The sequence below is a fragment of the uncultured Hyphomicrobium sp. genome (genome assembly GCF_902826555.1).
In the GTDB taxonomy this organism is placed as follows: domain Bacteria; phylum Pseudomonadota; class Alphaproteobacteria; order Rhizobiales; family Hyphomicrobiaceae; genus Hyphomicrobium_C.
This window is the reverse complement of sequence record NZ_CADEFI010000054.1, coordinates 8,412-19,594: the sequence shown is the minus strand read 5'-3', so window position 1 is coordinate 19,594 and position 11,183 is coordinate 8,412. Positions and strand designations below refer to the sequence as shown.

Annotated in this window: 12 protein-coding genes and 1 tRNA gene; 6 read left to right on the top strand and 7 right to left on the bottom strand. The window is 67.1% G+C overall.

All coding sequences use genetic code 11. The features are described 5' to 3' along the window. From acs to hemC, 5 genes are all read right to left on the bottom strand, one after another. Positions 1–1,611: acetate--CoA ligase (acs, locus tag QZV93_RS16350; RefSeq protein WP_295559694.1), on the bottom strand; the 1,611-nt coding region annotated here is incomplete at its 3' end. A gap of 141 nt (positions 1,612–1,752) precedes the next feature. Beyond that, positions 1,753–3,429, bottom strand: coding sequence for a heme biosynthesis HemY N-terminal domain-containing protein (locus QZV93_RS16345; RefSeq protein WP_295559693.1), 1,677 nt, complete (start codon positions 3,427–3,429; stop codon positions 1,753–1,755). 14 nt (positions 3,430–3,443) lie between these two features. After that, positions 3,444–5,213 (bottom strand): hypothetical protein, encoded by a 1,770-nt coding sequence (locus tag QZV93_RS16340; protein ID WP_295559692.1) that lies wholly within the window; start codon positions 5,211–5,213, stop codon positions 3,444–3,446. Between the two features lie 52 nt (positions 5,214–5,265). Further along, entirely contained in the window at positions 5,266–5,994 is a 729-nt protein-coding gene (locus tag QZV93_RS16335; RefSeq protein ID WP_295559691.1) for a uroporphyrinogen-III synthase, read from the bottom strand. Continuing rightward, positions 5,994–6,923 (bottom strand): hydroxymethylbilane synthase, encoded by a 930-nt coding sequence (hemC, locus tag QZV93_RS16330; protein WP_295559690.1) that lies wholly within the window; start codon positions 6,921–6,923, stop codon positions 5,994–5,996. Before hemC ends, QZV93_RS16335 begins: the two co-directional genes overlap by 1 nt. Before the next feature lie 221 nt (positions 6,924–7,144). Here hemC and QZV93_RS16325 point away from each other — a divergent pair, with 221 nt between their 5' ends. The 3 genes from QZV93_RS16325 to QZV93_RS16315 all read left to right on the top strand — a co-directional run bounded on the left by QZV93_RS16325 (position 7,145) and on the right by QZV93_RS16315 (position 9,366). Next, positions 7,145–8,140: an NAD(P)H-dependent glycerol-3-phosphate dehydrogenase gene (locus tag QZV93_RS16325; RefSeq protein WP_295559689.1), complete on the top strand. Its 996-nt coding sequence runs from the start codon at positions 7,145–7,147 to the stop codon at positions 8,138–8,140. A 110-nt stretch (positions 8,141–8,250) separates the two neighbouring features. After that, positions 8,251–8,691: an EVE domain-containing protein gene (locus QZV93_RS16320; protein WP_295559688.1), complete on the top strand. Its 441-nt coding sequence runs from the start codon at positions 8,251–8,253 to the stop codon at positions 8,689–8,691. A 3-nt stretch (positions 8,692–8,694) separates the two neighbouring features. Next, positions 8,695–9,366, top strand: a complete 672-nt coding sequence (locus QZV93_RS16315; RefSeq protein ID WP_295559687.1) for a 50S ribosomal protein L11 methyltransferase — start codon at positions 8,695–8,697, stop codon at positions 9,364–9,366. A gap of 27 nt (positions 9,367–9,393) precedes the next feature. Here the strand turns inward: QZV93_RS16315 and QZV93_RS16310 are convergent, their stop codons facing one another. Further along, on the bottom strand, positions 9,394–9,651 hold the full coding sequence (locus QZV93_RS16310) for a hypothetical protein (protein WP_295559686.1): 258 nt from the start codon (positions 9,649–9,651) through the stop codon (positions 9,394–9,396). Between the two features lie 216 nt (positions 9,652–9,867). Here QZV93_RS16310 and QZV93_RS16305 point away from each other — a divergent pair. Beyond that, positions 9,868–9,943: transfer RNA gene (locus QZV93_RS16305), tRNA-Thr, on the top strand. A 174-nt stretch (positions 9,944–10,117) separates the two neighbouring features. Then, a complete protein-coding gene (locus QZV93_RS16300; RefSeq protein ID WP_295559685.1) occupies positions 10,118–10,357 on the top strand; it encodes a hypothetical protein in 240 nt (79 codons plus the stop codon). A gap of 87 nt (positions 10,358–10,444) precedes the next feature. On the opposite strand, the gene QZV93_RS16295 is transcribed toward QZV93_RS16300, so the two are convergent. After that, positions 10,445–10,618 carry a hypothetical protein gene (locus QZV93_RS16295; RefSeq protein WP_295559684.1) on the bottom strand — a complete coding sequence of 58 codons (174 nt, stop codon included), beginning with the start codon at positions 10,616–10,618 and terminating at the stop codon, positions 10,445–10,447. Positions 10,619–10,926: 308 nt separating this feature from the next. On the opposite strand from QZV93_RS16295, the gene QZV93_RS16290 reads away from it, so the two are divergent. Continuing rightward, the coding region (locus QZV93_RS16290; protein ID WP_295559683.1) for a hypothetical protein at positions 10,927–11,183 on the top strand (257 nt) is incomplete at its 3' end.

Sequence of the window (11,183 nt, the reverse complement as noted above, 5' to 3'; positions counted from 1 at the left end):
ATGGGCGACCAGCGCGCTCTCCACCTCGGCAGTGCCCATGCGGTGCCCCGAGACGTTGATCACGTCATCGACGCGTCCCGTGATCCAGTAGTAGCCGTCCTCGTCGCGGCGGCATCCGTCTCCGGTGAAGTAGGTACCCGGATAGGTCGAGAAATAGGTCTGCACGAAACGGTCATGATCGCCGTAGAGCGTGCGCGCCTGTCCGGGCCAGCTGTCGAGCAGCACCAGGTTGCCCTGCGTCGCGCCCTCGATGACGCCGCCCTTCTCGTCGACCAGCGCTGGCTGCACGCCGAAGAACGGCCGCGTCGCGGAGCCCGGCTTGAGCACCGTCGCGCCCGGCAGTGGCGTGATGAGGATGCCGCCGGTCTCGGTTTGCCACCACGTATCCACGATTGGGCAGCGGCTATCTCCGACCACCCGGTAGTACCACTCCCAGGCTTCCGGGTTGATCGGCTCGCCGACGCTGCCGAGCAGCCTCAGCGACGAACGGTCGGCGCGCGTCACGAAATCGTCGCCCGCGCCCATGAGCGAGCGGATGGCCGTCGGCGCCGTGTAGAACGTATTCACCTTCCACTTGTCCACCACGTGCCAGAAGCGCGAGGCCGTGGGGTAGGTTGGCACGCCTTCGAACATCAGCGTCGTGGCGCCATTCGCGAGCGGTCCGTAGACGATGTAGCTGTGCCCGGTGACCCAGCCCACGTCAGCCGTGCACCAATAGATCTCGCCGTCGTGGTAGTCGAACACGTACTGATGTGTCATCGCCGCGAACAGGAGGTAGCCGCCGGTCGTGTGCACCACGCCCTTGGGCTTTCCTGTCGAGCCCGACGTATAGAGGATGAACAGCGGATCTTCGGCATTCATCTCCACCGGCGGGCAGTCGGCGGTGACTTTCTCCAGCTCTTCGTGCAGCCACAGGTCGCGTCCACCCGTCCATGCCACCGGATTTCCCGTCCGGCGCACGACGAGCACCTTCTCGCCGCCCTTGGCGCATTTCTTGAGCGCCTCGTCGGTATTCTTCTTGAGACCCACGGTCTTGCCGCCGCGCACGCCTTCGTCGGCGGTGATGATAAACGTCGAGCCCGCGTCCTCGATGCGCCCGGCGAGACTGTCCGGCGAGAAGCCGGCGAAGACGATCGAATGGATGGCGCCGAGGCGGGCGGATGCCAACATCGCATATGCCGCCTCCGGGATCATCGGCAGATAGATTGTGATGCGGTCGCCCTTCTTGACGCCGTTCGCCTTGAGCACGTTGGCGAACTTCGAGACCCGCTCGTGCAGCTGCCGGTAGGTGATGGTCTGATCCTCGGTCGGGTCGTCGCCCTCCCAGATGATCGCCACTTGATCGCCGCGCGTCGCGAGATGCCGGTCGATGCAGTTCGCCGACAAATTGAGCGTTCCGTCCTCGAACCATTTGATAGAGACGTCGCCCGGCCCGAAGCTTGTGTTCTTGATTTTGGTCGGCGCTTTGATCCAGTCGAGGCGCCGGCTGTTCTCGGCCCAAAAGCCTTGCGGGTCCGTCACCGACTGCTCGTAGAGAGCCTTGTATTTGGCATCGTCGAGCCAGGCACGGCTCGCCCATTCGGGCGTGACGGCATACGCCTTCTCCGACATCGTTAATCCTCCCGGATCGATTTATTGTTCTGGTTCGGCATTATGGGCACTCGCAAGGCGAGCGACAACTTCCCCCTTGGTCGAATGCGATTTGCTGCATTTTGACCGAGATCAAGCAAAGGGGCCGGGACCGGCAGGAAATCAGGTCAAGCCCGGCTTCAAGCTGCCGGCTGTCGCCCTGAGACCGAGTCCGGTCGGGGGAGTTTCTTCCTCGTCGGCCGCAGGCCCGGGATCGTCGGGCGCGTGCGGCGATGTGAAGATCCTCGTGCGTTCGGTGCGCGGCTCCGCCTCGCGGCTGCGATCGGGCGCGCGCTTGGCGGGCTTCGACGTCGGCTCCGCCGGGGCTGCCGTTGTGGGAGCCTCTTTCGCGACGGTCGCCGCTGCAGCAGGCGCTTCGGCAGCGGCAGCTTTGGGCTGCGGCTTCGCCTCCGGCACCGCCACCACAGGCTCCGCCTTGACGATCACGGTATCGGGCTCGCCCGACGCGATGAACTCGGTGAGATCCGCGCCCAGAATGCGCTCCTCGCCGCCCTCTGCTTCGTCCGCGGGAACGCGCCATTCGAACGCGTCCAGCACGCCGGACACCGGCGAGATCGCCGCCCAGCGGTCGGACGTCACGCCGTCGGCGATCCAGGCCGCATCGCGCGGCGCCGTCACGGCGCGCGCCAGCCACTCCCGCGCACGTCCCTTGTCGCCGCTTTCCTCGGCTTCGATGCGCGCCATCAGGGCCGCAACGCGTCGCGTTAGCCCCTGCTCGAGAAACGGCTGCAGGATGCGGCGCGCCTCAGCGTAATCGTGCGCCTCGATGGCCGCGACGGCCACCGCGATCGAGCTTTCGATCGACATCGGGTTGAGCGAGAACAGATGCTTCACGCGGTCGAGCCGGTCGCGCGGACTATCGCCGATGCGCGCGTAGGCATAGGCGGTCGCCAGCTCCGGGTGCGGCGCCTTGGTCCATGTCTTCTGAATGATCTTGGCGGCGCGCGGCGTGTTTCCGCGCGCGGCAAGCAGGCGTCCCGCCACCGCCGCCGCCGGAATGAGCGAAGGCGCAAGCCCGTGCGCTTCGAGCGCCAGCGTCAGCGCCTTCTCGGGATCGTCCTCTTCCAGCGCCTGTGCTTGTGCCGCCAGGAGCACGGCCCGGCGCCGGTCGACCACCGGCCGTTCCACATGGCCGTGCCGCTTGGCAAGCGCCAGCGTTGCCAGCGCCCCGGCCCAGTCGCCGGCCTTGCACTGCAACTCGAACAGCGCCTCGACCGGCCATGAGAGCTTCGGGTTGAGCCGCAGCGCCCGCTCCGCGAACTGCTGCTGCGCTTCGCGTTCTCCTTCGCGCCCGGCCTCGAGAAAAAGCCCGCGCAGCCCAAGCTGCTCGGTATCGGGCGACGCGAGCATGGCCTCGAAGATACGCCGCGCCGTCGCCTTGTCGCCGGAAAGCTGCGCCGCCTGCGCGCGCAAAAGATGAGTCAATGGCTCGTTGGGCAGGGATTTACGGGCCTGCAGCGCATAGCGCGTGGCCGTCGAGCGGTCGCCGGCGCCGATGGCGATCATGCCGGAGGATAGCGCATCGAGGCCGCGCCGCTGCCGGCGGCGCGTGAGAAAATGGCTGACGGCCGCGGGACTCGACCAGATCTGGCTCATGACCGCCCACGCGAGAAGCGCCAGTCCGATCACGGCCGCGAACAGGATCACCGCGCGGAACACGCTGGTCTCGATCTCGTAGCCTTGCCATGTGATGAGCAGCGAGCCCGGCCGGTCCGCGAGCCAGGCGAGGCCGCTGGCGAGCAGGATCACGCCGAGAAGGAAAAGCACGAGTCGCGTCATCGGTCGCGATCCTCTCAGTTCTGGACGGGAGCGGGCGCTGCGGGCGCCGGCGTTTCGGGAGCGCCTGCGAGCGACGCCTTGAGCTTCGTCTCCACGGCGGCGATCGCCTGGTCGACCGTGTCGCGGGCCGTGAGCTTGATCAGCCAGTCGTCGATCGGCACGCGTGCGCGTTGCGGCAGGTTTTTGGCCTGCGCCAGCGCTTCTCCGAGCTGGCCGTCGTTGAGCGCCGCTTCCATGCGCCCCACGATCGCTTCCGTGCTCGTGTCGTCCGCCTCGTGGCTGACTTTGCGCACGCGCACGACGGACTTTGCGCCCGCCAGCAGGCGATCGATCACCGAGCCGTCGGAGGGCTCGAGGTCAGCGTCGATAACGGCGCTGATGAGCGGGCGGAACTCCGACTTGAGCTGCGCCACCGTCGCCACGCCCGTATTTTTGAAGCGCTCGAGCGGTGCCAGGTCGAGCTGCCCGGCGGACGCCTTGCGCACCTCTTCAAGCTCGGCGGCGTAGCCTTGCCCCTGCCCGCGATCGAGCGCACGCTTGAGGTTCGAGAGCTCGAGCGAAAGCACGATCCGCTCGGCGTTCTGACGTCGGCTTTGCTCGTTGCTGACCACGCTTTTCAGCGTCTGCTCGAGTTCGGCGATCTTGCTGTTCACCGGGCCGACGGCATTGGTCACGTCCTGCGGCTTGGCAAACGACTTGAGCTGCGAGTCGATGGAGCTTCTGAACTCGCCGATGGAGCTCGAAAGCTTCGCCGTCTCGGCCTTGGACGCCTCGACGTCCGCCGCGAGCCGGTCGGTGTCGGCCTTGGCGGTATCGGCCTTTTGCGTTCCGCGCTGAAGCTCCTGGCGCACCTGCGAAAGCTCACGGTCGAGGCGCGTTGCCGCCGCCCGTGCAGCCTCGCTCGACTCCTGCGTCGAGGCGATGCGCGTCGTAACATCGGTCGGCAACCCCTTGCGCAGCTCCGCGATCTGCCCCGCGAGCGATGTTTCGACATCGGCGATCTTGCTGGAGATGGCGGCTAGCTGCGGCACGCCTCCCTCCGCGCTCGTGCTGCCCGACGCGATCAACTTGAGCTGCTCTTCGAGCTTCCCGATCCGCTCGGCCTCGGCCGCGCCGTCGCTGCGCTGGCTAGCCTCGCTCAAGGTTTTCGTCTGGGCTTCGAGCGCTCCCTGCGCGTCGCGGAGTTGGGTGAGGCTTTGCGAAAGCTCGTCGAGCTTCGCAAGCCGGCTCTCCGCATCGCCGATTTTGGCGTTGAGTGCGTCGAGATCCGCGCCGCCCTTGGCTTCGAGCGCGGACACCCGCGCCGCGAGCTGCTCGGTCACGCCGGTCTGTACCGTGGACGGCTTCGGTCCGAGGGCGGCCGTGCCGGCATAGACGAGCGCGCCGCCGATGACACCGGCCGCGAGATGGGAAAAGAAGCTGCCGGCCGATGCGCCGCCGCTGCTCGTCTTGGAAGCGGCCTTCGCCGTTGCGTCCGCCTTCCCCGTTGCATTCGGAGCCGCCGGTTTGGCCGCAGCCTCTGCGGCGCTCTTGGCTGGAGCCGATTTTTCGGCGGCGGAGGTTGCGCCGGGCACGCTCGCGTCCGGCTTGTCGGTGGAAGCGGCGCTGCTGCCTGTCGCTGCCGGACCGGACGACGACGAGGCGCTCGATGCGGATGTGCTCGCTGCGGAGGCCTGCCACGGCGGCTTCACCTCCGTGGCCTTGAGGTCGAGCGTCGCATGCGGACGCTTCGCGCCGGGGGCATCGCTGCGGCCAGCATCCTTCGGATCGGGCTTGTCGATCATGGAAGCAGGGTCTCCAGGGGCTTGCGGCCGGTCTCGGGGGGTGAGAGGGGCCTCATGAGGATTCTGACGCCTCGCGGGCGATGAGGGCAAGCATTTCTTCTGAGTTGGGCAAGGGGGAGACCGCAATCCTTACGGCGCCGAGGGGGATCAGTTCCTGACCGACCGCGTCGGAAAGGCAGAAATGGACCGTTCTGCGGGCCTGCCCCCCGAGATCGGCGTGGCCGATCAGGGTCGCGTAGACCTTGGCCGTTCTCGGCGACATGAGCACGACAGCGTCGAAGCCTCCCTGCCGAAACATTTCAGCAACCTCGCCGGGAAACGCGCCCGCCGGTTCCGTCCTGTACACAATCTCTGTACGAACCGCGAATCCTCGGTCCTCCAGCGCCCCCTTGAGGTCGAAAGCCAGCGTCTCGCCGGCAAGATGCACGAGCGCGCCCGCCGCGGGATCGGCCTCGCTGGCGATGATCTCGGCCAGAGCTCGCCCGGTCCCTGGCCCTTCGATGACGGTGCGAAAACCGTGGCTCCGCGCCAATGCGGCCGTCCCCGGCCCGACCGCGTACAGCGGCAGCCCGAGTGCGGTGCCCGCAAACGGCGCCACCGCCTTGAGGCCATTGCGGCTCGTCACGATCAGCGCCTGCACCCCGTTGAGCGTCGGCATGCCGCCTACGGGCACCACCGAGAGCAGGGGCGCCTGCGTGACGCGGTGGCCCTGGGCGCGCAACGCAGCTACGAGCGGATCCGGCTCTGCCCCCGTGTCGGGCCTCGTTGACAGGATGTGCATCAGAGCGGTCGCGTCAGGAGGGCGTGAGCGCCCAGTTCGAGCAGCGCATCGGCCGCCGATTGTCCGAGTGCGGCGGCGGGCGCGGCCGGTCCCTCCCGTTCGATCTCGAAACACTGCTCGCCATCGACCGAGAACACCATGCCGCGCAACGTGAGCACCCCACCGGAAAGGTTCGCGAGTCCCGCGATCGGCGTCCGGCATGAACCTTCGAGGCGTGTGAGGAAGGCGCGCTCGGCCGTCACGCACACCGCTGTTGTCGCATCGTTGAGAGGGGCGATCCGTGCCGCCGTCTCATCGTCGTCCTCGCGGATCTCGAGCGCGATGGCTCCTTGCGCGACGGCAGGGAGAATGACGTCGGTCTCGATGGCCGACGTGATGCGCTCGGCGAGCCCAAGCCGCTTCAGCCCCGCGCACGCGAGCAGCGTCGCATCCGCCACGCCCTCGGAAAGCTTTCTGAGCCGCGTCTGCACATTTCCGCGGAAACCGACCACCTTGAGGTCGGGCCGGATGCGCGTCACCTGCGCCTGCCGCCTCAAACTCGATGTGCCGACCACCGCGCCATGGGGCAGCTCGGCGAGCGAAGCGTATTTGAGAGAGATGAAGGCGTCGCGCACGTCCTCGCGCGGCAGAACGGACCCGATCAGGAGTCCATCCGGCAGCTGCGTCTGCATGTCCTTCATCGAGTGCACGGCGAGGTCGATCTCGCGCGCGATCAGCGCCTCCTCGATCTCCTTGGTGAACAGCCCCTTGCCGCCCACCTCGGCCAGCGGACGGTCCTGGATCGCATCGCCGGTTGTCTTGTAGACGCGGATCTCGAACGCGTTCTCCGCCAGCCCATGGGCCGCCATCAGCCGCGCCCGCACCTCGTGGGCTTGCGCCAGCGCCAAGGGTGAGCCGCGCGTGCCGATGCGGAGGGTGCGAGCTTGCAAATCGAGGGCTCCGAGTGTTAGGGCGGCCAACGGGCCGGAAACGGAAAGGCAAAGACGGCGCCATTAATGCCCGCCCCGCTGGCCGAACGCAAATCGGACGCCCGGCGTGGTAACCAACGGCCGCTGGTCTCGCGGCGACGGTTGAAAACGCCCCGCCATGCAAGCGTCTCAAGGACGCGCCATGCTATGTGTAGGCGATTGCGGAGAGAGGGCATAACGCCATGAGCATGGAACGCGTCGGTGTGATCGGCGGCGGCGCCTGGGGCACCGCGCTGGCACAAACCCTGACGCTGGCCGGCCGCAATGTCGTGCTCTGGGCGCGCGAGCCCGAGACGGTCGCGGACATCAACACGCGCCGTGTCAACCGGGCCTTCCTGCCCGGCATTTCGCTGGATCCGCGCCTCACGGCAACGGAGAGATTGGAGGATTGCGCGTCCGCCGACGCCATCCTGCTCGTCTCTCCCGCCCAGCACGTGCGCGCCATCGCGTCCGTCCTCTCCCGGCACGCCCGCGCCGGACAGCCCCTGGTCGTCTGCGCCAAGGGCATCGAGCAGGCGAGCGGCAAACTGATGGGCGAGGTCGTCACGGAGACCGCCCCGGACATGACGCTCGCCGTGCTGTCGGGGCCGAGCTTCGCCGCTGATGTCGCGCGCGGGCTCCCGGCCGCGCTCACCCTCGCCTGCCGCGACGAGCGCCTCGGCAAGCTCTTGGTCGAGAGCCTCGGCGACCGCCAGCTGCGCATCTATTGGTCCGACGACATCGCCGGCGTGGAGCTGGGCGGCGCCCTGAAGAACGTGCTCGCCATCGCCGCCGGCATCGTCGACGGCAAAGGCCTCGGCGCCAGCGCGCACGCGGCCCTCGTCACGCGCGGCTTTGCCGAGATGCGCCGCCTGGGCCGGGCGCTGGGCGCGCGCCCCGAGACCATGATGGGCCTCTCCGGTCTTGGTGATCTCGTACTGACCTGCGGCAGCCCCCAGTCTCGCAACATGAGCCTCGGCCGCGCGCTTGGCCAAGGAGAGACGCTGGAGGCTGTGCTTGGCGCGCGCGTCTCGGTCACCGAAGGCGTGTACACGGCCGCCGCCGTCGTACGCCTGGCTCAGGAAAAGCGCATCGACATGCCGATCACCACGGCGGTGCACGCCATCATCGAGGGCCGCATCACGGTCGACGACGCCATCACGGGCCTCATGAGCCGGCCCTTCAAGGCCGAGGACTGAGGTTCGACGCGATCGCAGACCGCGGTCGAGCGCGCGCTTGCGGCCTTGAGCCACCTCGAATTTGGCGTAAGGTCGCGCACAAACCGCACCAGCACGAGACGAGCACTGCGATGGCCTATTGGCTTCTGAAGTCCGAGCCCGACGCCTTCTCCTGGGACGACCTTGTCAAGAAAGGCGCCAAGGGCGAGCCGTGGACCGGCGTGCGCAATTTCACCGCCCGCAACAACATGAAAGCCATGCAGGTGGGCGACCTCGGCTTCTTCTATCACTCGAACATCGGCAAGGAGGTGGTCGGCATCTGCCAGGTGATCGCGCTCGCGCACGCCGATCCCACCGACGACACCGGCAAATGGAAATGCGTCGACGTCCGCGCCGTGGAGCCCGTACCGCGTCCCGTCACGTTGGCCGACGTCAAAGCCAACCCGCGCCTCTCCGGCATGGCCCTCGTCCGCACGGCGCGCCTCTCCGTGCAGCCGGTGACCGAGGCTGAATGGGCCGAGGTCTGCCGCATGGGCGGTCTCGCGGCGCAGAAGCGCGCCAAGAAAAAATAACGGATGCCCGCGCTTTCACCCGTCGAAGATCCCCATGCCGCCGAGGCGTTCATCGTCGCCAACACGCGCCTCCTCACGCCGCCGCTCGTTCCGGAGATCCGCCTGCACCTTGCCGAGGAAAGCGTGCCCATCTGGCAAAAGACCGAGGAGGAGCTGGGCGAGATGAATGTCCCGCCGCCGTACTGGGCCTTCGCCTGGGCGGGCGGCCAGGCCCTCGCCCGCTACCTGCTCGACAACCCGGCGCTCGTGGCCGGGAAACGGGTCGTGGACCTCGGCACGGGATCCGGGCTCACCGCCATCGCAGCAGGGCTGGCCGGCGCCGCTTCGGTGCTTGCGGCTGATATCGATGCCTTGGCCATTGCCGCCGTCCGTCTCAACGCTGGAGCGAACGGCGTCACGTTCGACACGACGCGCGACGATCTCCTCGCCGATGCACCGGAGCCCGCGGACGTGGTCCTCGTCGGCGACCTCTTCTACGAACGTGAGCTTGCGGCCCGCGTCACCGCCTACATCGAGCAGGCCGCGGCCGGCGGAGCGCGTGTTCTGATTGGCGACCCGAAACGCAGCTACTTCCCCGCCGGGCGTTTCACGCTCGCCGCCGAGTATCAGGTGCCGGTCACGCGTGAGCTGGAGGATGCCGAGATCAAACGCACCTCCGTCTGGCAGCTGGACTGACGGGCAGCTCTTTTTGATTGAGGTCACTCACTGCCTTGTCCCGGACGTGTCGTGCCGCCGCAGCAGCTTGGCGTAAAGCGCACGCGCCGTCGCCTCGATCTCGCGGACGCGCCCGTGCGGCATCTCGGACGCCACCACCTTCATCGCCGCCGCGAGCGTCATGGGGTGCCCGAGCCCCAGCCGCACCATGAGTCGCAGCGCCTCCTCCTCTGCGGTGTCCTGCAGATTGATGGGCTGGCGCATGCGCAGGATAAGATCGTCCAGAACCGGGTTCCGCGACGGCATGGCTGCTCCCCCTTTTGATACGCTGGAGCGAGAGGACCGTGCCGTGTTAACGCGTTGGCACCCAAGGAGGGTTCCCACGCCTACGCTCGGCGCGCACCCCTGCGGCACCAGACCGAGGGCCGCACCGCCCCGCTCGCAACTCGGCCTTGAACAGGGGGCGAATTCAGCCTATCAAGGCGCCCTTCCGGGCCCATTGGACGGCTTCGGAGGCGGGCAGCCGCAATAGCTCAGTTGGTAGAGCACGTCATTCGTAATGACGGGGTCACAGGTTCGAGTCCTGTTTGCGGCACCATCACTTCCGGCATTGTGCCTCCCGCGCCCCATGAAAAAACCGGCACCCACGCAACCTTAAGGCGACTTGTGAGTTGCGCATCGTCAGTTGGCGGATAAGCGTGGGATCGCAGATACGGCGCGCTGCATGACCCGCGCGGGAAGTCCCAAGGCAGAGCGAGCGAGGTCGGCCCTAATGAACCTCAGTTATGAAGGTCAGATCGCATTGATGGGCGGCATCCTGTTCGTGATCGGGTTGCCGTTCTTGCTATTCGGCGATCACTTCGACGCGTCCAAACTGCCGACACGGGCTGGCATGCTCGCGTGGCTGATCACGGGGCTTGGTTTTTTGGGCCTCGCCGTCGCCCTTGTTCTGATCGGCGGCAGAGTCTTGTGGCAAACCCTTGTCGCCATCTGGCAGGCGCTCGCACTCTAGTTGCGTCGCTCGAGAAGCCCGCAATCGCTCCCCGGGCTCCGCCGGCCCTTCACCGGCGAAACCAAAAGCGAGGCGAATGCCGATCCCCTAGTTCGGCAGTTCGCGCGAAGCCTTCCACTCCGCGAGCTTGATCACCTGGGCCGTATGCCCCTTGGGGAGAGAGAGAATGAGCAAACGCCGGTTCATCCGATAGCGATAGCATTCGACGAGGAAGCTGACCGGTGCGCCGTACACATAGAAGCGGTCCTTGGTCTTTGACATGGGGTTGCTCCGTGCTGCCGTGCACACCCCATGTCAAAGTGCTTCGCGCGTTCCCGCTAGTGCAGCCGCACCACTATCCGAACAGCAACTCGACGCGCGCGATTTTTTCTCCGTGGCGAGCACTCGAGCGAAAGCCCCCGCAGGCTCGCCATGTTGTCCAAAAAGTAAAGCAACCAGACCGGCCCGCCGCTCGTATTAGGGGCGAGGCCGCGCGCCGGGGCGCGCCCCCGCACGACGAGCGCACACGAGCGTGCGATGTCCGCACGCCCCTTGAGAAGCGCCGTCGCCGAGTCAGGAAAGGATATCTCATGACGACAATGAAAGGCGCCGTCGTGGCGCTGACGGCAGTGCTATGCGCGGCGGCCGTAACGGCCTCTGCACAAGCCAAGGGCATGTATGCCGGCGGCGGACCTGTCGGAGTCCATATGGCTGGCCCGCATATATCCGGCCCCCATACGTCCGGTCACGTTGTGTACGCGGGTCATATGCACCCGGCCCACATCGGCCACCATCACCATCATTTTTTCCCGGGCTTCGGCATCTATGCGCCGGCCTACTACGGCGA